The organism is Luteimonas marina (assembly GCF_007859325.1).
In the GTDB taxonomy this organism is placed as follows: Bacteria; Pseudomonadota; Gammaproteobacteria; order Xanthomonadales; family Xanthomonadaceae; genus Luteimonas; species Luteimonas marina.
The window spans coordinates 308,563-327,891 of sequence record NZ_VOHK01000001.1; the positions used below are offsets into that span (position 1 = coordinate 308,563).

18 protein-coding genes are annotated in these 19,329 nt (G+C 69.8%); 12 read left to right on the forward strand and 6 right to left on the reverse strand.

All coding sequences use genetic code 11. The annotated features are described in order from the left end of the window. Positions 1 to 57 precede the first annotated feature (57 nt). From ubiG to FQY83_RS01435, 6 genes are all read left to right on the forward strand, one after another. A complete protein-coding gene (gene ubiG / locus FQY83_RS01410) occupies positions 58 to 774 on the forward strand; it encodes a bifunctional 2-polyprenyl-6-hydroxyphenol methylase/3-demethylubiquinol 3-O-methyltransferase UbiG (RefSeq protein WP_146384438.1) in 717 nt (238 codons plus the stop codon). A 144-nt stretch (positions 775 to 918) separates the two neighbouring features. Then, the gene (locus FQY83_RS01415) at positions 919 to 1,623 is read left to right on the forward strand and encodes a phosphoglycolate phosphatase (RefSeq protein WP_146384440.1); all 705 of its coding nucleotides are present in this window, start codon (positions 919 to 921) and stop codon (positions 1,621 to 1,623) included. A gap of 103 nt (positions 1,624 to 1,726) precedes the next feature. Beyond that, the gene (locus FQY83_RS01420) at positions 1,727 to 2,395 is read left to right on the forward strand and encodes a phytoene/squalene synthase family protein (RefSeq protein WP_146384442.1); all 669 of its coding nucleotides are present in this window, start codon (positions 1,727 to 1,729) and stop codon (positions 2,393 to 2,395) included. A 75-nt stretch (positions 2,396 to 2,470) separates the two neighbouring features. Further along, positions 2,471 to 3,394 (forward strand): GTP cyclohydrolase FolE2, encoded by a 924-nt coding sequence (folE2, locus tag FQY83_RS01425; protein ID WP_238333365.1) that lies wholly within the window; start codon positions 2,471 to 2,473, stop codon positions 3,392 to 3,394. 80 nt (positions 3,395 to 3,474) lie between these two features. Further along, a complete protein-coding gene (locus FQY83_RS01430; protein ID WP_146384445.1) occupies positions 3,475 to 5,133 on the forward strand; it encodes a sensor domain-containing diguanylate cyclase in 1,659 nt (552 codons plus the stop codon). Positions 5,134 to 5,153: 20 nt separating this feature from the next. Continuing rightward, complete coding sequence (locus tag FQY83_RS01435; protein WP_146384447.1) at positions 5,154 to 6,098, forward strand: C40 family peptidase; 945 nt, start codon at positions 5,154 to 5,156, stop codon at positions 6,096 to 6,098. Positions 6,099 to 6,325: 227 nt separating this feature from the next. On the opposite strand, the gene FQY83_RS01440 is transcribed toward FQY83_RS01435, so the two are convergent. The 3 genes from FQY83_RS01440 to yidD all read right to left on the reverse strand — a co-directional run bounded on the left by FQY83_RS01440 (position 6,326) and on the right by yidD (position 8,886). After that, the gene (locus FQY83_RS01440; protein WP_425478542.1) at positions 6,326 to 7,162 is read right to left on the reverse strand and encodes a M23 family metallopeptidase; all 837 of its coding nucleotides are present in this window, start codon (positions 7,160 to 7,162) and stop codon (positions 6,326 to 6,328) included. A gap of 143 nt (positions 7,163 to 7,305) precedes the next feature. Further along, a complete protein-coding gene (locus FQY83_RS01445) occupies positions 7,306 to 8,652 on the reverse strand; it encodes a dihydroorotase (protein WP_146384451.1) in 1,347 nt (448 codons plus the stop codon). Beyond that, positions 8,653 to 8,886, reverse strand: a complete 234-nt coding sequence (gene yidD / locus FQY83_RS01450; RefSeq protein WP_238333366.1) for a membrane protein insertion efficiency factor YidD — start codon at positions 8,884 to 8,886, stop codon at positions 8,653 to 8,655. A 166-nt stretch (positions 8,887 to 9,052) separates the two neighbouring features. Here yidD and dksA point away from each other — a divergent pair, with 166 nt between their 5' ends. Continuing rightward, positions 9,053 to 9,961, forward strand: a complete 909-nt coding sequence (dksA, locus tag FQY83_RS01455; protein WP_238333367.1) for an RNA polymerase-binding protein DksA — start codon at positions 9,053 to 9,055, stop codon at positions 9,959 to 9,961. Between the two features lie 128 nt (positions 9,962 to 10,089). On the opposite strand, the gene FQY83_RS01460 is transcribed toward dksA, so the two are convergent. The 3 genes from FQY83_RS01460 to cysS form a co-directional block, all read right to left on the reverse strand. Next, positions 10,090 to 11,265 carry an MFS transporter gene (locus tag FQY83_RS01460; RefSeq protein ID WP_146385295.1) on the reverse strand — a complete coding sequence of 392 codons (1,176 nt, stop codon included), beginning with the start codon at positions 11,263 to 11,265 and terminating at the stop codon, positions 10,090 to 10,092. Positions 11,266 to 11,336: 71 nt separating this feature from the next. Continuing rightward, on the reverse strand, positions 11,337 to 11,777 hold the full coding sequence (locus tag FQY83_RS01465; RefSeq protein ID WP_146384455.1) for a SufE family protein: 441 nt from the start codon (positions 11,775 to 11,777) through the stop codon (positions 11,337 to 11,339). Positions 11,778 to 12,168: 391 nt separating this feature from the next. Next, the gene (gene cysS, locus FQY83_RS01470) at positions 12,169 to 13,545 is read right to left on the reverse strand and encodes a cysteine--tRNA ligase (protein WP_146384457.1); all 1,377 of its coding nucleotides are present in this window, start codon (positions 13,543 to 13,545) and stop codon (positions 12,169 to 12,171) included. A 164-nt stretch (positions 13,546 to 13,709) separates the two neighbouring features. Here cysS and FQY83_RS01475 point away from each other — a divergent pair, with 164 nt between their 5' ends. From FQY83_RS01475 to FQY83_RS01495, 5 genes are all read left to right on the forward strand, one after another. Further along, positions 13,710 to 14,222 carry a hypothetical protein gene (locus tag FQY83_RS01475; protein WP_238333368.1) on the forward strand — a complete coding sequence of 171 codons (513 nt, stop codon included), beginning with the start codon at positions 13,710 to 13,712 and terminating at the stop codon, positions 14,220 to 14,222. A 252-nt stretch (positions 14,223 to 14,474) separates the two neighbouring features. Continuing rightward, complete coding sequence (locus FQY83_RS01480; protein ID WP_146384460.1) at positions 14,475 to 15,479, forward strand: N-acetylornithine carbamoyltransferase; 1,005 nt, start codon at positions 14,475 to 14,477, stop codon at positions 15,477 to 15,479. Positions 15,480 to 15,623: 144 nt separating this feature from the next. Further along, a complete protein-coding gene (locus FQY83_RS01485; protein WP_146384462.1) occupies positions 15,624 to 16,826 on the forward strand; it encodes an argininosuccinate synthase in 1,203 nt (400 codons plus the stop codon). Between the two features lie 95 nt (positions 16,827 to 16,921). Next, the gene (locus FQY83_RS01490; RefSeq protein ID WP_146384464.1) at positions 16,922 to 18,010 is read left to right on the forward strand and encodes an acetylornithine deacetylase; all 1,089 of its coding nucleotides are present in this window, start codon (positions 16,922 to 16,924) and stop codon (positions 18,008 to 18,010) included. Continuing rightward, positions 18,007 to 19,329, forward strand: coding sequence for an acetylglutamate kinase (locus tag FQY83_RS01495; RefSeq protein WP_146384466.1), 1,323 nt, complete (start codon positions 18,007 to 18,009; stop codon positions 19,327 to 19,329). The genes FQY83_RS01490 and FQY83_RS01495 overlap by 4 nt, the downstream gene beginning before the upstream one ends.

Genomic DNA, 19,329 nt, shown 5'->3' on the forward strand with positions numbered 1-19,329 from the left:
CCCTTCCACCGTCATTCCAGCTTGCGCTGGAATGACGACTCAACGAGATATGACGGCATGACCAGCGCATCCGCCCCAGGCACCAACTTCCGCCAGGAAGAACTCGACAAGTTCGCCGCGCTGGCGAACCGCTGGTGGGACCCGGACGGCCCGCAGAAGCCGCTGCACGCGCTGAACCCTGCGCGGCTAGGCTACGTCGCCGCGCGCGCGCCGCTGCAGGGCGCGACCGTGGCCGACATCGGTTGCGGTGGCGGCCTGCTCAGCGAGGCGATGGCGAAGGAAGGCGCCGACGTCACCGCGATCGACCTCGCGCCCGACCTGGTCAAGGTGGCGCGGCTGCACGGCCTGGAGTCCGGAGTGAAGGTCGACTACCGCGTGCAGGCAGTGGAGGACCTCGCCGCGGAGCGCCCCGGCGCCTTCGACGTCGTGACCTGCATGGAGATGCTGGAGCACGTGCCCGACCCGGCGGCGATCCTGCGCGCCTGCGCGGCGCTGCTCAGGCCCGGCGGCCGCCTGTTCGTATCCACGCTCAACCGCACCCCGGCGGCGTTCGCGCTGGCGATCGTGGGCGCCGAATACATCGCGCGGCTGCTGCCGACCGGCACCCACAGGTACAGCGAGTTCATCAAGCTTTCCGAACTGGCGGCGTGGCTGCGCGCGGCCGGGCTGCAGCTGGAGGACGTGAGCGGCCTGATGTACGAGCCGTGGCGGAATGCGGCGCGGATCGTGTCGCGGACGGACGTGAATTACATCGGCTGTGCGGTGAAGCCGTGATTGGTGATTCGTAATTCGTGATTTGTAATTGGAGCCGTCGTCCCGGCGAAAGCCGGGATCCATCTTGATCTTGCCTTTCGGCAAATAACGACAGAAGCACATGGATCCCGGCTTTCGCCGGGATGACGAGCCGACAAGAAACCAATGACCGAATCACCAATCACCAATCACCAATCACGATCCTTCCCCCGCGGCGTCCTGTTCGACCTCGACGGCACCCTCCTCGACAGCGCACCGGACATGCTGGCCACGGTCAACCGCATGCGCGTGGCGCGGGGCAGGGCGGCGATGACGCTCGCGGGCATCCGCCCGCACGTCTCGCGCGGTGCGCGCGCGATGGCGTCCGCGGCGTTCCCCGACGTACCGCCCGAGCGCGTGCCGGAGCTGGTGCCGGAGTTCCTCGGCATCTATCGCGAGGAACTCGGCCGCCATGGCCGGCCCTTCGACGGCGTCGAGGCGATGCTGGCCGCGCTGGAGGCGGATGGCGCGCGCTGGGGCATCGTCACCAACAAGCCCGAGTCGCTGGCGCGCGATCTGCTGCCGCAGCTCGGCTGGGACACGCGCAGCGGCGTGCTGGTCGGCGGTGATTCGCTGTCCGAGCGCAAGCCGCATCCGCTGCCGCTGCTGCACGCGGCGCAGGTGATCGGCATCGCGCCGGCCGATTGCGTCTACGTCGGCGACGACCGCCGCGACATCGACGCCGCACGTGCGGCCGGCATGCTCTCGGTGGTCGCGCTGTGGGGCTACCGGCTGGACGACGACGATCCCGCCGCGTGGCAGGGAGACGCGATGATCGCGCAGCCCGTCGATCTCCTCGATCCCTCGGCCTGGCCCCGTCCGCGACCGTAGGCGCGCCTTCGGGCGCGATCCCCGCTTTCTTCGGCCCTCGGCCCTTCGAAAAGCATCGCGCCTGAAGGCGCTCCTACAATGTCGGGATGAGGAGCATGGCGTGATGACGGGTTCTGACTCGCTCGACAGTTTCGTCGACAAGTGGCGCGCGCGCTGGCCGGAATGGGTCGCGCTGCTGGTCTTCGTGCCGGCGGCGCAGCGCCCGGCGGCGGCAGCCTGGTTCTCGCTGCTGCAGGAACTGCGCGACGCCGCCTGGAGCGGCAGCGATCCGGCCCCGGGGCTGGCGAAGCTGGCCTGGTGGCAGGAGGAACTGCGCGGCTGGGCGAAGGGCGCGCGTCGCCACCCGCTGGGCGAGGCGCTGGCGCCGCTGCAGGCGCCCTGGGACGCGCTGGGAGGCGCGCTGTCGGTGCTGCCGGCCACCCGTGCGCCGGGGTCGGGAGACGACGACACGGCAGCGCTGGAGGCCTTTGCCGGCAGCCTGCTGGCCTGCGAGGCGGCGCTGTTCGGCGGAACTGATCCGCAGCCCAGCCAGATCGCCGGCGCGACCGCCGGCCTGCGCGCCGAGCGCGCGCTGTCGCAGGGCGACCGCGAGGCGGCGGCCGGCCTGCGCCGGTTGCTGGACGCGTCCACCGCTGCGCCGACCCGCCCCCGGCGCCTGCAGCAGGTCGTCGTCCGCGAGCGCCTGCGCCTGCTGGCGGCGGGCGCGGCGCCGTCCCGTCGCACGCCGCTGCGGCTGCTGTTCGCCGCCTGGCGCGCCGCGCGCGGCGGCTGAGGGCAACGCTCCGTTGCATCGCCGTTGCGCGGGCTCCCGTTAAACTGTCGGCGTTTTCCCACCGTTCGAAGCATCGTGACCACTTCCTCCCCCCGCGAACTGCCCGACGTCGCCGGCGATGCCGCCCGCGCGGCGCGCGCGCTCGACTGGGTCGGCATGGACCGCATCGCCCTGCCGGTGCGGGTCGCGGGCGCGGACGGCGACGCGCCGATCCTGGTGCCGGCTTCGGTCGACGTGGCCGTGGATCTGCGCGATCCCGACGCCCGCGGCATCCACATGTCGCGCCTGTACCTGCGGCTGCAGGACGCACTCGCCGCGGAGCCGCCCGGCCACGCCGCGCTGCGGCGCGTGCTGCAGGACTGCATCGACTCGCAGCAGGGCCTGTCGACCCGCGCGCGGATCGTGATCCGCTACGGACACATGCTGCGGCGCCCGGCCCTGGCCAGCGACAACGCCGGCTGGAAGACCTACCCGGTGGAACTGGTGGCGGAGCTGGCCGACGGCCACCTCGCGCTCGACCTGTCGTTCGCGGTCGAATACTCCAGCACCTGTCCGGCCTCGGCGGCGCTGTCGCGGCAGCTCAACGCGCAGCGCTTCGCCGCGGATTTCGCCGCCGCCAAGCCGCTGTCCACCGGCGTCGTGCGCGACTGGCTGGCCTCCGAGCGCGGCCTGGCCGCCACGCCGCACGCGCAGCGCAGCCGTGCCGACGTCATCGTGCGTCTGCGCCCGGCCTTCGACCAGTTGCCGCTGGCCGAACTGGTGGATGCGATCGAGGACGCACTCGGCACGCCGGTGCAGACCGCGGTCAAGCGCGAGGACGAGCAGGCCTTCGCCGCGCTCAACGCCGCCAACCTGATGTTCTGCGAGGACGCCGCGCGCCGCGTGGCGGCGGCGCTGGCCGCGGACGCGCGCGTGGAGCGCTTCGACGCCACGGTCTCGCACTTCGAGAGCCTGCACGCGCACGACGCGGTCGCCCGGGTGAGTTCGGCTCCGCGCTGAAACGTGACCGCGGCACGATCCGGCCGTGAAAGCGATCGGCTACGATCGCGACCATGGGGACAGGGGATCTGCGGCGCCTGATGCGTGGGTGCAGCCTATGGCTGTGCCTGCTCCTGCTGTGCGCGGCCAACGCCGGCGCGACCGGGCTGAGCGTGCGCGAACTGCGCGACGACCCGCCGGCCGGGGACGTGCTCGCGGGGCGGCATGACGCGCGCCTGGGCCCGCCGCTTGCGCAACCGGTCATCCAGCAGGTCCATCGCGAAGCTCAGTGGTGGCGCATCGATGCCGCGGCGGCGGTCGACCCCGCCATGTCGCCGAAGCTGGTCCTGCGTTCCCCGTTCCTGTATCGCGTGGAAGCCTGGGTGCCCGGCGCGTCGGCGCCGACGCGACACGCACTGTATGGACCGGATGCGGACGACCGCTATTCGAGCCGTGCGCTGGTGATCGACCTGCCGCGCGGCCTTGCCGCCGGGGAGGCCGTCTGGCTGCGGATCGAACACCGGTCGACGATGGTGATGGCGGTGTCGCTGGACACGATGGACGACGTGCATCGCCAGGACCTCGCCTTCATCGCGTGGCGGAGCGTGGTGCTGTCCAGCCTGGCGGTGCTGGTCGTGCTCGCGCTGGCGTTCTGGGGCGGCACCGGGGAACGCAGCTACGGCTACTTCGGCGCGATGCTGCTGTGTGCGATCGGCTACCTCGCGGCCATCGGCGGCGACCTGCGCTGGGTTGCGGGCGCCGACGTGCTGTTCGGCAGCAGCGCGCAGGCCAATCGCGTCATCGGCTGCCTCGGCGTGGTCTTCAGCAACCTGTTCCAGCGCGCCTATCTCGACCTGCCGAGGAAGCTCCCGACCTTCAGCCGGCTGCTCGCCGTGGGCACGGTGGCGGCGGCCGCGACCGCCGCCTGCTCGCTGTTCCTGGACTGGCGGATCTTCCACGTGCTCGGCAACGGCAGCCTGCTGTTCTCGTCGGCGGTGCTGCTGGCCGCCAGTTCCGTCCTGTCGATCCGCGGCGACCGGGCCGGCCGCGTGGTCCTGCTGTCCTGGACCGCGCTCGTGCTGTTCACGATCGCGGCGGCGCTGCAGATGCTCGGCGTCTGGGTCGGGCCGGCCTGGCTCGGCCAGGGCCTCGCGGGAAGCTTCGTGCTCGCCAGCCTGCTGCTGGCCATCGGCCTGTCGGACAAGCTGCTGCAGCTGCGGCGCGACCGCGACCAGGCCAGCCGCCAGGCGCAGCTCGATTCGGTGACTATGGCGCTGAACCGGCACGGCATCGAGGAGCGCCTGTTCCGCGAGATGGAGCAGGTACGCACGCGCGACACGCGCCTGTCCATCGCGTTCATCGACGTCGACCATTTCAAGCCGATCAACGATCAGCACGGCCACGGCATCGGCGACCAATGCCTGCGGATCGTGTCGTGGCGGCTGAAGAACCTGCTGCGCAACCGGGACGGGATCGGTCGCTACGGCGGCGACGAGTTCCTGGTCGTGCTGCCGGGCATGGGCATCGACGAGGCCTGCGCGGTCGCCGAGCGCATGCGCGTTTCGGTCAGCAGCCGTCCGCTGACCATGGCCGACGCCAGCATCGACGCCAGCCTGAGCATCGGCATCGCCGAACTCGCGCCGGGCGAATCGATGCTCAGCCTGATCGAGCGCGCGGACGCCGCGCTGTACGCCAGCAAGTCGGCAGGACGCGACCGCGCGACCGCCGCGCCGGCGCCGGAAGGATTGTGGGTCGTCTGAAGGGAACCGAGGGAGGAATCATGGACAAGAATGCGAACACGACGCCGGCGCAGGCCTTGCCGATGGACGATCTGCGGACCGGCGACATCCTGCTGATGCTGGGCGAGGGGCCGCTGTCGGACCTGATCGCCTGGGCCAGCGACGGGCCCTACAGCCATGCCGCCGTCGTCGCCGACGGCGGCGACCTGATCGAGGCGGCCGCTTCCGGCGTGCGGCGCTATCCGCTGGCGCAGCGGATCGCCGACCAGGTGAACTATCACTTCATCGACGCCTACCGGATGCACGGCGCGAACGATGGGCCGCTCGACGCCGCCGACCTTGCCGACGTACTGGCCAAGGCCGAGAGCCTGCTCGGCATTCCCTATCCGATCGACCAGCTGGCGCTGCTCGGCGCGATCATGGCGGTGCGCGGCAAGTGGCCGGAGCATCCGTGGGCGCGGCTGCTGGTGCGGGTGGCGCTGGACCACGCGCTGCCCGATGCCACCGACGGCATGGTCTGCAGCGAAGTGGTGTACCGCGCCTACGCCGAGTGCGCGGCGACGCCGGCCGGTCGCCTGGCGCCGGAGATCGTGGTCGGCGAGCGCGGCACCGCGCCGTTTCCCGAGATCGACTGGAAGGCGCTGTTCGATGAAATCTGGCCACTGCTCAAGCCCGGGGGCCGGCAGGCGCTGCAGTCGCCTCAGCGGCAGCTCAACGCGCTCAGGAGCAGCGACATCGCGGGGCTGGACATCGCCAGCGCCTCGGCGCCGGACGTGTCGGACGAGGAACTGGAGCGCGCGCGGCAGGCCGTGCTGGGCCGGCTCGGGGCAGGCGCGGCCGTGGCGGCAAGGGAAAGCGACGCGCTGCTGGCGGGCGAGGGCCCGGTGGACCCGAAGCCGAACCCGCGGCTGGTGTCGCCGCAAGACCTGGCGGCATCGCCCAGCGTCGCCTTGCTGGGGCGGCTGATGCAGCGGCCCGGCGGATAAGATCCTTGTCATTTCGACCCCGGATCAAGTCCGGGGTCGAAATGACAGAGGGTTCTCCCCGGGTTGTTCCCTCATTCGGGAGAAGAACAGACAAGAGGCCGGGTCGCGCCTGAAGGCGCTCCCATAACGCTTGCCTCCTGTAGGAGCGCCTTCAGGCGCGACCAAATATTGACGACACGGATTGCCGCCACGCATACGACGGGTGACTTTCGTGGAAACCGCCTCGGCTACTCGCCCCGCTCAAGCACCAGTTGCGGATCGATGCGCACGTCGAACCAGCTCATCCCCCAATGCAGATGCGGCCCCGTCGACCGCCCGGTCGACCCGACCGCCGCCACCACCTGCCCCTGTTCGACGCGATCGCCGACCTTCACGTCGATCCGCGACAGGTGCAGGAAGTTGCTGCTGATGCCGTGGCCGTGGTCGACCAGCACGGTGCCGCCGGTCAGGTAGAGGTCCGGGGCGGCGAAGGTCACGATGCCGGCGGCCGGCGCCTTCACCGGCGTGCCGCTGGCGGCGGCGATGTCCATGCCCGAATGCGGCGAGCCGGGCTTGCCGTTGTAGACGCGGGCGCGGCCGAAGCGGCCGCTGATGCGGCCGTCCACCGGGCGGATGAAGGCCTGCGCGAAATCCGCACGGGCGTCGTCGCGGGTGCGCGCTTCGGCCACGCGCGCCTGTTCGCGGCGGATGCGTTCGGCAATGGCGGGCGGCGGGTCCACGGTGGCCGGCGGGACGCCGTCGACGCGCTGCTCGGGCCAGTCGCGCGGCATGACCGCGATGCGGGCGGTGTCGCGGCTGCCGTCGGGGCGGATGACGGCCACCGACAGCGGTCCGGTGGCGTCCCGGCCCACGCCGAACACCACGGTGCCGTAGCCGGTGGTGCGCAGCGTGCGCCCGGCGTAGGTGACGGTGCTGCCCGGCGGCACCTTGCCGAGCACCATCGCGCCTTGTTGCACGCTGGCGGGGAAGACGATGCGTTGGTCGGACGTGGTTTCCGCACTGCCGGCCCGGGCGGGCAGGGGCGAGGAAACCGTCGCGATCGCGAAGAAAACGAGGGCCGTCATTCCCAATGCCGTCATTCCAGCGCAAGCTGGAATCCATTTTGCCTTTGCTTCCGATTCCGCAAGACAACGGCAAAAGCCAAATGGATTCCAGCTTGCGCTGGAATGACGGCGGGCAGGATTGTCGTCACGACGACGGAACACCTTCAACGATTGAACTCCAGCCGCTGGCCCCGCGGCGGGCCGACGAGCTTCTCCCCGTCCCAGGCCAGCGAGCCGTTGACCCAGGTCGAGGCGATCCGCGAGCGGAACGTGGTGCCCTCGAACGGCGACCAGCCGCACTTGGACAGCACGTCCCCGCGCTGCACGGTGAACGGCGTGTCGTCCACCAGCACCAGGTCGGCGAAATGGCCTTCGCGCAGGTAGCCGCGCTCCTTCACGTCGAACAGCTGCGCCGGCGCGTGCGCGAACTTCTGCACCAGTTGCGCGGTGGTGAAGTGGCCCTCGTGCACGCACTCCAGCGCCGCGGTGAGCGCGTACTGCACCAGCGGCAGGCCGCTGGGCGCGCGCACGTAGGGGTTGTGCTTCTCCTCCCAGGTGTGCGGCGCGTGGTCGGTGGCGAGCACGTCGATCACGTCCTCGGCCAGCGCCTTGAGCAGCGCCGCGCGGTCGGACGCGTCCTTGATCGCGGGATTGCACTTGATCTGGTGGCCGAGCCGGGCGTAGTCGGAACGGTCGAAGCGCAGGAAGTGGATGCAGGTCTCGGCGGTGATGCGCTTGCGGCTGCCGTCGGCGCGGACCAGCGGGCCGCGCTCGAACAGCGCCAGTTCGTCGGCGGTGGAGATGTGCAGCACGTGCAGGCGGGTGTCGTGCCTGCGGGCGAGCTCCAGCGCCAGCCGCGTCGACTTGATGCAGGCTTCGCGCGAGCGGATGTCCGGGTGGCATTGCGCAGGGATGTCGTCGCCGTACTTTGCGCGGTACTCGGCGAGGATCGCGTCGATCATCGGCGTGTCCTCGCAGTGGGTGATGATCGGCACCGGCGTGTCGCGGAAGATGCCGTCGAGCGTGTCCGGGTTGTCGACCAGCATGTTGCCGGTGGACGCGCCCATGAACACCTTCAGGCCCGGCGTCGCCTTCGGATCGATCCCGCGCACGTCCTCCAGGTTGTCGTTGCTGGCGCCGAAGTAGAAGCCGTGGTTGGCGCGCGCGCGACCGGCGGCGCGGGCGTACTTGTCCTCCAGCGCGTCGCGGTTGAGCGTCGGCGGGCTGGTGTTGGGCATGTCCATGAAGCTGGTCAGCCCGCCGGCCACCGCGGCCGCCGATTCGGTGGCGATGTCCGCCTTGTGCTCCATGCCCGGTTCGCGGAAGTGCACCTGGTCGTCGATCATGCCCGGCAGCAGGCGGCGGCCGGCGGCGTCGACCACGGTGTCGCCATCGCGCGCGGACAGGCCGCTGCCGATCGCGGCGATGCGGTCGCCGCGGATGCGCAGGTCGCCTTCGAACTCGCGGCCCTCGTTCACGAGGCGGGCGTTGATGATCAGGGTGTCGGACATTCAGCGGGTTCCATCGGTTTCGGGGGGCACGGGGTCGAGGCCGCCCGGGTGGAGGGGATGGCAGCGGCCGACCCGGCGGATCGCCAGCCAGCCGCCGCGGATCGCCCCGAACCGGCCGATAGCCTCCATCGCGTACTCCGAGCAACTGGGGACGAACCGGCAGCGCGGGCCGAGCAGCGGGCTGATGAAGCGCTTGTAGCCGCGCAGCAGGGCGATGAGGAGGCGGTCGATCACGGTTCGGAAAAGCGGCGGCGCGGTTGCCGCTGTCGCCGGGGCAGGGTATAACAGCGCGCTTTTCCCGTCCAAGGGAACTCTAGAGGGATTGCAGCAAGTGGTCGTCAAGAAGTCCGCGAAAAAGTCAGCCAAGCCCGCGAAAGCGGCCAAGCCAGCCGCCAAGAAGATGGCCAAGCCGGTGAAGGCGGCAAAGAAGGCCCCCGCGAAGAAGGCGGCCGCCAAGCCTGCCGCCGCGAAAAAGGCGCCGGCCAGGAAGGCGCCCGTGAAGGCCGTGAAGAAGGCCCCCGCGAAGAAGGCGCCGGCAAAGACGGTCGCCAAGGCCGCGCCGGCGAAGAAGCCGGTCGCCAAGGCTGCCGCGCCGGCCAGGAAGGCCAAGCCGGTCGCGAAGAAGGCGGCCGCCCCGGCGGTGAAGACCGCTCCGGTGAAGACCGCGCCCGCGCCGAAGAAGAAGCCCGCGGTCGCTGCCGCGCCTGCCCCGCAGGCGGCGCCGGCCAAGGCCGCGAAGCCGGCGCCCGCGCCCAGGCCGCAGCCGGTCCCGGCGCCCCGTCCCGTCGCGCTGCCGAAGGGCAAGGTGGCCAAGGCCGTGGTGACGAGCAGGCCGGCCACCCCGGCGCCGAAGGCCAAGGTCAAGGTCGTGCCGTACGAGACCGACCCGGAGAGCGGGCGCCCGGTCGTGCCGGCCGGCTACAAGCCCGGTGCCGACGAGGAATACATGGGCCCGCTGCAGCTGGAGTACTTCCGCCAGCGGCTGCTGCAGTGGCGCGCGGACCTGGTCGAGGAATCGAAGCAGACCATCGAGAACCTCAAGGACGAAGTGCGCGACGTCGGCGACGAGGCCGAGCGCGCCACCCGCGAAACCGAGAACTCGCTGGAGCTGCGCACCCGCGATCGCTATCGCAAGCTGATCGGCAAGATCGACAGCACGCTCAAGCGCGTGGATTCGGGCGAATACGGCTACAGCGTCGATTCGGGCGAGGAAATCGGCCTCGACCGCCTCGAAGCGCGCCTGACCGCCGAACGCACGATCGACGAGCAGGAGCGCTGGGAGCACCTGCAGAAGCAGATCGGCGATTGAGGTCCATGAAAAACCCCGCGGAAGCGGGGTTTTTCATGGCGTGATTGGTGATTGGTGATTCGAAAGAGCCAAGGGCTCGCGCATTCGCGCTTTTCCCAATCACGAATCACCAATCACCAATCACGGCTTCACTTCAGTTCGCTGAAACAAAGCCTCCGCAACCTCGGCGCCCGCCACGCGGTGACCGCCGCCACGCCCATCGTCACGCAGCCGCCCAGCACCACCGCCGGCACCAGCCCGAGCAGGCGCGCCATCGAGCCGGCGTAGAACGCGCCGATCTCGTTCGACGAGCCCACGAACAGGCCGTTGATCGACGAGACCCGCCCGCGCATGTCGTCGGGCGTGGCCAGCTGCATGATGGTCGAACGCACCACCACCGAAACGCCGTCGCACACGCCCGACAGCAGCAGGAAGCACGCCGACAGCCAGAACACCCGCGACAGCCCGAAACCGATCATGCACAGGCCGAAGCCGACCACCGAGGCCAGCAGGATGCGGCCGGCGTTGCGGTCGAGCGGATGCCGCGCCAGCCACACGCCGATCGCCACCGCGCCCAGCGCCGGCGCCCCGCGCAGGATGCCCAGGCCTTCCGGCCCGTAGTGCAGGATTTCCTGGATGAAGGCCGGCGCCAGCGAGATCGCGCCGCCGAACATCACCGCGAACATGTCCAGCGCCAGCGCCCCCAGCAGCACCTGGTGGCCGAACACGAAGCGCGCGCCTTCGGCGATGCTGGCGAAGATCGGCGCGCGCTGCAGCTGCGGCGCGGGTTCGCTGACGTTCATGCGCAGCATCGCCGCCGCCGCGAACGTGGCGAACACCGCGGCCACCGCGTAGGCGACCGGTTTGCCGCCCCAGCCGACGAGGAAGCCGCCGATCGCCGGCCCGGTCACCAGCCCGGCCTGGAACACGATGCTGCCCAGGCTGGCGCCGCGCACGTACTGCTCGCGCGGCAGCACGCGCGCGAACAGGGCGTTGTAGACCGGCCCGAGGAAGGCGCGCACGCAGCCGGTGAGCGCGATCGCGGCATAGATCGCCCAGACCCCGGCCGAGGTCCAGCCGGCGGCGATCGCCACCAGCAGCAGTGGCGTGATCGCCAGGCAGCTGGCCGCGAACGCGCCCAGCCGGCGACGCGGCAGGTGGTCGACGAGGTAGCCGGCGAAGGGCGCGACGCAGAAGTAGGGCAGGACTTCCGCCAGCCCGACCAGGCCGAGCATCCACGGGTCGCGGGTCAGTTCGTAGACGTGCCAGCCGACCGTGACCGCGACGCCCTGGTAGGAGAGGATCGTGAAGATCCGGAAGCCCATCAGCAGGCGGAAGTCGCGGTTGCGCAGCGGCGCCGCGCGGCTCTCCTCGGGTCGTCCCGCGGCAGTCCCGGTCACGCCAGCGCGTGCTGCGCGGTGTCGCGGATGAAGGCGAGCAGCGAGGCCAGGCCGTTGCTGCGGGTGGGCGAGAGGTGTTTCGCGAGGCCGATGTCGGCGATGTAGTCCGGTGCGGTGTCGAGGATCTCCTGCGCGCTGCGTCCGGAATACACGCGCAGCGCGAGGAAGATCAGGCCGGACACGATCGCCGAGTCGCTGACCGCGGCGAAGTCCAGGCGCGAGGCATCCCCGGAGGGCACGATCCACACCAGCGACTGGCAGCCGAGCAGGCGGTGCTCCTCGATCTTCAATGCTTCGGGGAACGGCGGCAGCTTGCGGCCGAGGTCGATGAGGTACTGATAGCGCTCGGACCAGTCGCCGAAGAAGGCGAATTCTTCCTTGATCGCGGCCTGGGCTTCGGTGGCGGTGGGTTCGAGGGGGAAGGGGGAGTCGGTCACGTCGTCTTGTGGCGGTGCTGGTGTTGCGGCGGGGCTGTCTGGGGCGGGGGGGTATTGTCGCAGATGGCGTCGCCGGGGATGGTGGGGCGAGGCTGCTTTTGAGAAGGCGGGCCGTCTTCTTCAGTGTTGTGCGCGATTACTTTCCCCACTCGTACCGTCATTCCTGCGAAAGCAGGAGGCGCTTTTCAACAGCGCGAAGCGCTGGTCATCCATTTTGCTTTTCGCTCTTTGGCTTTTCGGCTTTTCGCTTTTCGGTTTTGTCTGTTGAAGAGTCAAAAGCTTCCGTCCGCCTGCGGCGGCCGGGTTCATTTCTTTTAACACTTATCAAAAGAAATGAACCCGCCAAAGGCGGAAGCTCTTGATCTTCGGGAAGATCACCAACGGAAGCCAATCACCCACGCTTCCACCGCACTCCCTGCGGCGTATCCTCCAGCAGAATCCCTTCCGCAGCCAACTGGTCCCGAATCGCATCCGCCCGCGTGAAATCCCGCGCCTTCTTCGCCGCGGCCCGCTCCTCGATCAGCGCTCGGATGCGCGCATCGTCGTCCCCGGACGCGCCGCGCGCGAACCAGGCCTGCGGCGACTGCTGCAGCAGGCCCAGCGCGAGCCCGGCGCCAAGCAGTTCCGCCTTGAGTTGCTGCCGATCCCCGGCGTCCTCCGCCTTGCGCGCCTCGCCCGCGATGCGCGCGACCTCGGCCAGCGCCGCCGGCGTGTTGAGGTCGTCGTCCAGCGCGTCCTCCACCGCCTGCGGGATGACCGGGGCCGTTTCGACGGCCGCCAGGTCGCGCAGCGTGCCGTACAGGCGGTCGAGCGTGCGCACGCTCTGCTCGATCAGCGCGTCCGACCAGTCCAGCGGCTGGCGGTAGTGCGCCGAGAGCAGGGCGTAACGCAGCGCCTCCGGCGGATGCTGCCGCACCAGGTCGTGGATCTTTTCGATGTTGCCCAGCGACTTCGACATCTTCGCGCCTGACAGGGTCAGCATGCCGTTGTGCAGCCAGACGCGGGCGAAGATGTGGCCGCCGTGGGCGCACTCGCTCTGCGCGACCTCGTTCTCGTGGTGCGGGAACTGCAGGTCGACGCCGCCGGCGTGGATGTCGATGGTCTCGCCCAGGTGCGCCTCGGCCATCGCCGAGCACTCGATGTGCCAGCCGGGGCGGCCGCGGCCCCAAGGGGAGTCCCAGCCGGGGAGATCGTCGGTCGAGGGCTTCCACAGCACGAAGTCGCCGGGATCGCGCTTGTACGGCGCCACCTCGACGCGGGCGCCGGCCAGCATCTCGTCCGGGTCGCGCCGCGACAGCCTGCCGTAGCCGGCGAAGGTGCCGACCGCGAACAGCACGTGGCCCTGCGCGGCGTAGGCGTGGCCGCTGTCGATCAGGCGCTGGATCATGGCCACCATCGCGCCGATGTGGGCGGTGGCCGCCGGTTCGATGTCGGGGGCGAATGCGCCGTCCACGCCCAGCGCCGCCATGTCCTCGCGGTAGGCGGCGGCGAAGCGGTCGGTGATCGTGGCGATCGGCACGCCGGCCTCGCGCGCCGCGGCGTTGATCTTGTCGTCGACGTCGGTGATGTTGCGGGCGTAGCGCAGCGCGCCGTAGCGGCGGCGGAGCAGGGCCGCGAGCACGCCGAACACCACCGGCCCGCGCGCATTGCCGATGTGGACGTAGTTGTAGACGGTCGGCCCGCACACGTACATCGTCGGGCAGGCCGGGTCGATCGGCGCGAAGGCCTCGGGCTGGCGGGTGAGGCTGTTGAACAGGCGCAGGGACATCGGCACGCGGCGGCGGAAAACCGTCGATTCTAGAGCGTGTCGCGCGCCTTGCAGCATTTTCCGCGTGCGCGGGGCTTCTTCGGGGTCGCGACGGCCGGCACCGGGGCGCGACGGCACCGGGATTCAGCCGGGGGCCGGCCAGCGCCCCCTACACTGCGCCGGCAATGACCCGAGTTCCGACTTTCCCCGTCCTCCGATCGTGCAGGCTGCTGTTCGCCGGCTGGGCCCTGTGCCTCGCGCTGCCCGCGATGGCGCAGGCGGAACCCGATCCCGAACCCGCGCCGGCGCGCCAGCCGGAGAACGTCCGGGTCGAGTACGCCCAGGTGCTGCGCGCCGAACCCGTCTACCAGACCCTGCGCGCGACCACCATGGTCGAGCGCTGCGAGGCGTCGACGCCGGTCGAGGAGGCGCAGGAGAACAAGACCGGGATCGCCCGGGTCCTGGGTGCGGTCAAGGGCGCACTGACGCCCGATCCGAAGGTCGAGGAGGTCGCGCCGTCGGCGGGTGGACAGTGTCGCCTGGTGCCGCTGGAGCGCGAGTTCCGCCGACCGATCGCCTACGACGTCGACTACGTCCACCGCGGCGTGAAGTACCGCTCGCGGCTTCCCGCCGATCCGGGCAACCGCGTGCGCGTGCGCGTCTCGGTGACCCCGGTGGTTTCATCCGAAACCCCCTGAGCGCGCGATTGTTGCAGTGCGTGCGCCGCCATGCGACGATGCGCGCCGTGAAAAACACCCTTGCCCGTGCCGACATCCTGACCTCCGCCCGCATGGCGGCGGGCATGACCTCGCGCGCGCGTCGACCGGACCCCTTTGCCTGAGCTGGGTCGACCGGACGTTTTCCTCGTCATGCCGAAACCCAGCCCGAGGCTGGGTTTTTTCGTTTCTGTACTCCCGAATTCCGCAACATTTCCGAGCCAGGATGTCGTCATGAAGCACTTCTTGAACACGCAGGACTGGAGCCGCGCCGACCTCGACGCCCTGCTGACGCAGGCCGCCCTGTACAAGCAGCACAGGATCGGCGACGCGCTCAAGGGGCGCTCGATCGCGCTGGTGTTCTTCAATCCGTCGATGCGCACCCGCACCAGCTTCGAGCTGGGCGCGTTCCAGCTCGGCGGCCACGCGGTGGTGCTGCAGCCCGGCAAGGACGCGTGGCCGATCGAGTTCGACCTGGGCACGGTGATGGACGGCGACACCGAGGAGCACATCGCCGAGGTGGCGAAGGTGCTGGGACGCTACGTCGACCTGATCGGCGTGCGCGCGTTCCCGAAGTTCGTGGACTGGGCCTACGACCGCGAGGACATCGTGCTGAAGTCGTTCGCGAAGTACTCGCCGGTGCCGGTGATCAACATGGAGACGATCACCCATCCCTGCCAGGAGCTGGCGCACGCGCTGGCGCTGCAGGAGCATTTCGGCACCAGTGACCTGCGCGGGAAGAAGTACGTGCTGACCTGGACCTACCACCCCAGGCCGCTCAACACCGCGGTCGCGAACTCCGCGCTGACCATCGCCACGCGCCTGGGCATGGATGTGACCCTGCTGTGCCCGACGGAGGAATACATCCTCGACGAGCGCTACATGGGCTGGGCGCAGGACAACGTCGCCGAAAGCGGCGGCTCGTTCCAGGTCAGCCACGACATCGACAGCGCCTACGCCGGCGCCGACGTGGTCTACGCCAAGAGCTGGGGTGCGCTGCCGTACTTCGGCAACTGGGCGCCGGAGAAGCCGATCCGCGACCAGTACCAGCACTTCATCGTCGACGAGGCCAAGATGGCGCTGACCAACAACGGCGTCTTCAGCCACTGCCTGCCGCTGCGGCGCAACGTCAAGGCGACCGATGCGGTGATGGACTCGCCCAACTGCATCGCGATCGACGAGGCCGAGAACCGCCTGCACGTGCAGAAGGCGATCATGGCCGCGCTGATGCAGCGGTAGCGCTTCCTGCTTTGCTCCTTCCCCTGCGTGCGGGGGAAGGCCGGGATGGGGGAAAACGGCCTCCGGAACGTTTCACCCCGTCCCTTGCCCCCACCCCAACCCTCCCCCGCAAGCGGGGGAGGGGGCTCAAACCGAGACTTCGACATGACTGCGTCCGATTCCAAAGACATCGTTCTCGCCTTCTCCGGCGGACTCGACACCAGTTTCTGCGTGCCCTACCTGAAGGAGCGCGGCTGGAACGTGCACACGGTGTTCGCCGACACCGGCGGCGTCGACGCCGATGAGCGCGCGTTCATCGAGCAGCGCGCCGCCGAGCTGGGCGTGGCCAGCCACCTCACCGTCGACGGCGGTTCGGCCATCTGGTCGGGCTTCGTCAAGCCGTTCGTGTGGGCGGGCGAGGGTTACCAGGGGCAGTATCCGCTGCTGGTGTCGGACCGCTACCTGATCGTCGATGCCGCGCTCAAGCGCGCCGCGGAGCTGGGCACCAACGCCATCGCCCATGGCTGCACGGGCATGGGCAACGACCAGGTGCGCTTCGACCTCGCGGCCAAGGCCAGCGGCGACTACCGCATCGTGGCGCCGATCCGCGAGATCCAGAAGGAACACACCCAGACCCGCGCCTACGAGCAGGCCTATCTGGAAGAGCGCGGCTTCGGCGTGCGCGCCAAACAGAAGGCCTACACCATCAACGAGAACCTGCTGGGCGTGACCATGTCCGGCGGCGAAATCGACCAGTGGGAGGCGCCGGGCGAGGGCGCGCGCGGCTGGTGCGCGCCGCGCAGCGCGTGGCCGGTCGAGCCGCTGAGCGTGCGCCTGAAGTTCGTCGAAGGCGAGGCGGTCGAGCTCGACGGCAAGTCGCTGCCGGGCGAGCAGATCCTCGCCGCGCTCAACCGCCTGTTCGCGCCCTACGGCGTCGGCCGCGGGCTGTACACCGGCGACACGGTGATCGGCCTGAAGGGCCGCATCGTCTACGAGGCGCCGGGCCTGGTGGCACTGCTCACCGCGCACCGTGCGCTGGAAGAGGCGGTGCTGAGCAAGCAGCAGAACCGCTTCAAGCCGGAAGTGGCGCGCAAGTGGGTGGAGCTGGTCTACGAGGGTTTCTTCCACGATCCGCTGAAGACCGACCTCGAGGCCTTCCTGGCCTCGTCGCAGGCCAAGGTCAACGGCGAGGTCGTGCTGGAGACCCGCGGCGGGCGCGTGGATGCGGTCGCGGTGAGTTCGCCTCACCTGCTGCATTCCAAGGGCGCCACCTATGCGCAGTCGGCCGACTGGGGCGTGGAGGAGGCCGAGGGCTTCATCAAGCTGTTCGGGATGAGCAGCACGCTGTGGGCGGAGGTCAATCGCTGAGGCCACCCGATATGTCATCCCGAACGCAGTGAGGGATCTTTCCCTCCGGAGAGAAGATGTCTCGCTGCGCTCGACATGACAGGAATAGAAACCACATGTTGCAGACCATCCTCCAACACCTCGAAGCCCTGGTGTCCTTCGACACCCGCAACCCGCCGCGCGCGATTACCACCGGCGGGATCTTCGACTACATCCGCGCGCAGCTGCCGGACTTCCGCGTCGAGGTCACCGACCACGGCGCCGGCGCGGTGTCGCTGTTCGCCGTGCGCGGCGGGCCGACGCGGCTGTTCAACGTGCACCTGGACACCGTGCCCTCGTCGCCGCACTGGAGCGCCGATCCGCTCAGGCTGCGGGTGACGGACGAGCGCGCCATCGGCCTCGGCGCCTGCGACATCAAGGGCGCGGCCGCGGGCCTGATCGCCGCGGCGCAGGCCACGCAAGGCGACGCCGCCTTCCTGTTCAGCAGCGACGAGGAGGCCAACGACCCGCGCTGCATCGACGCCTTCCTCGCCCGCGACCACGGTTTCCGCGACGTGGTCGTCGCCGAGCCCACGCAGTGCGAGGCGGTGCTGGCCCATCGTGGCATCAGCGCGGTGCGCATGGATTTCCGCGGCAAGGCCGGCCACGCCTCCGGCGCGAGTGCGGTCGACGCCAGCGCGCTGCACCACGCCGTGCGCTGGGGCAATCGTGCGCTGGAGTTCATTGCCATGGAGTCGCACCGCCGCTTCGGCGGACTGACCGGGCTGCGCTTCAACATCGGCCGCATCGAGGGCGGGATCAAGGCGAACGTGATCGCGCCGGCGGCGGAACTGCGCTTCGGCTTCCGGCCGCTGCCCTCGCACGACATCGACCAGTTGCACGCGGCGTTCCGCGGTTTCGCCGCGCCGGATGCGCTCGGCGAGTACGAGGAAACCTTCCGCGGGCCGCCGCTGCCCGCCGGCGACGTCGCCGGCGCCGAGGACCGGCGGCTGGCCGCGCGCGACCTCGCCGACGACCTCGGCCTGCCGATCGGCAACGCCGTCGACTTCTGGACCGAGGCCTCGCTGTTCTCGCGCGCGGGCCTGACCGCGCTGGTCTTCGGCCCCGGCGACATCGCCCAGGCGCACACCGCCGACGAGTGGGTGTCGCTGGACCAATTGCAACGCTACGGCGGCATCGTCCGCAACATCCTCGGACCAGCATGAACATCGAAGCCAACAGGCAGACCCGGCAGACCATCGTGCGCCTGCTTTCGAGCATGGCCAGCGCGAAGGAGATCAGCCAGTACCTCAAGCGCTTCTCGCAGCTCGACGCCAAGCGCTTCGCCGTGGTCAAGGTCGGCGGCGCGGTGCTGCGCGACGACCTGGAGGCGCTGACCTCGTCGCTGTCGTTCCTGCAGGAAGTGGGGCTGACGCCGATCGTGCTGCACGGTGCGGGGCCGCAGCTCGACGCCGAGCTGTCCGCCGCCGGCATCACCAAGCAGACCGTCGACGGCCTGCGCGTGACCTCGCCCGAGGCACTGGCGATCGTGCGCAAGGTGTTCCAATCGTCCAACCTCGCCCTGGTCGAGGCACTGCAGCAGAACGGCGTGCGCGCGACCTCGATCACCGGCGGCGTGTTCGAGGCCGACTATCTCGATCGCGACACCTACGGCCTGGTCGGCGAGGTGCGCAGCGTGAACCTTGCGCCGATCGAGGCCAGCCTGCAGGCGAGCTCGATCCCGGTCATCGCCAGCCTCGGCGAGACCGCGTGCGGGCAGATCCTCAACATCAACGCCGATTTCGCCGCCAACGAACTGGTGCGCGTGCTGCAGCCCTACAAGATCATCTTCCTGACCGGCACCGGCGGCCTGCTCGACGCCGACGGCAGGCTCATCGATTCGATCAACCTCTCCAGCGAGTACGAGCACCTGATGCAACAGCCGTGGCTCAACGGCGGCATGAAGGTCAAGATCGAGCAGATCAAGGACCTGCTCGACCACCTGCCGCTGGAGTCCTCGGTCTCGATCACGCGGCCGGCGGACCTGGCCAAGGAACTTTTCACCCACAAGGGCTCGGGCACGCTGGTGCGCCGCGGCGAGAAGGTGGTGCGCGCGACGGACTGGGGCGCGTTCGACCTCGACCGCCTGCGCGAACTGATCGAATCCAGCTTCGGCAGGCGGCTGGCGCCGGACTACTTCGAGAAGACGTCGCTGCTGCGCGCCTACGTCAGCGAGAACTACCGCGCCGCGGTGATCCTCGTCGACGGCGACGGCATGACCTACCTCGACAAGTTCGCGGTGCTCGACGACGCGCAGGGCGAAGGCCTCGGTCGCGCGGTCTGGAACGTCATGCGCGAGGAGACGCCGCAGCTGTTCTGGCGCTCGCGCCACAACAACCAGGTCAACATCTTCTACTACGCAGAGTCCGACGGCTGCTACAAGCAGGACAGGTGGAAGGTGTTCTGGTACGGGCTGGACGGCTTCGACGGCATCCAGAAGGCGGTGGCCCACTGCGCCACGCGCGCGCCGACGCTGCTGGACTGA

Bases quoted from the DNA above. Each gene is read 5' to 3' on its own strand.
- ubiG (WP_146384438.1), top strand. From the start codon at position 58: ATGACCAGCGCATCCGCCCCAGGCACCAACTTCCGCCAGGAAGAACTC.
- FQY83_RS01415 (WP_146384440.1), top strand. From the start codon at position 919: ATGACCGAATCACCAATCACCAATCACCAATCACGATCCTTCCCCCGC.
- FQY83_RS01420 (WP_146384442.1), top strand. From the start codon at position 1,727: ATGACGGGTTCTGACTCGCTCGACAGTTTCGTCGACAAGTGGCGCGCG.
- FQY83_RS01430 (WP_146384445.1), top strand. From the start codon at position 3,475: ATGCGTGGGTGCAGCCTATGGCTGTGCCTGCTCCTGCTGTGCGCGGCC.
- FQY83_RS01435 (WP_146384447.1), top strand. From the start codon at position 5,154: ATGGACAAGAATGCGAACACGACGCCGGCGCAGGCCTTGCCGATGGAC.
- FQY83_RS01440 (WP_425478542.1), bottom strand. From the start codon at position 7,162: ATGACGGCCCTCGTTTTCTTCGCGATCGCGACGGTTTCCTCGCCCCTG.
- FQY83_RS01445 (WP_146384451.1), bottom strand. From the start codon at position 8,652: ATGTCCGACACCCTGATCATCAACGCCCGCCTCGTGAACGAGGGCCGC.
- dksA (WP_238333367.1), top strand. From the start codon at position 9,053: ATGGCCAAGCCGGTGAAGGCGGCAAAGAAGGCCCCCGCGAAGAAGGCG.
- FQY83_RS01460 (WP_146385295.1), bottom strand. From the start codon at position 11,265: ATGGGCTTCCGGATCTTCACGATCCTCTCCTACCAGGGCGTCGCGGTC.
- cysS (WP_146384457.1), bottom strand. From the start codon at position 13,545: ATGTCCCTGCGCCTGTTCAACAGCCTCACCCGCCAGCCCGAGGCCTTC.
- FQY83_RS01475 (WP_238333368.1), top strand. From the start codon at position 13,710: ATGACCCGAGTTCCGACTTTCCCCGTCCTCCGATCGTGCAGGCTGCTG.
- FQY83_RS01480 (WP_146384460.1), top strand. From the start codon at position 14,475: ATGAAGCACTTCTTGAACACGCAGGACTGGAGCCGCGCCGACCTCGAC.
- FQY83_RS01485 (WP_146384462.1), top strand. From the start codon at position 15,624: ATGACTGCGTCCGATTCCAAAGACATCGTTCTCGCCTTCTCCGGCGGA.
- FQY83_RS01490 (WP_146384464.1), top strand. From the start codon at position 16,922: ATGTTGCAGACCATCCTCCAACACCTCGAAGCCCTGGTGTCCTTCGAC.
- FQY83_RS01495 (WP_146384466.1), top strand. From the start codon at position 18,007: ATGAACATCGAAGCCAACAGGCAGACCCGGCAGACCATCGTGCGCCTG.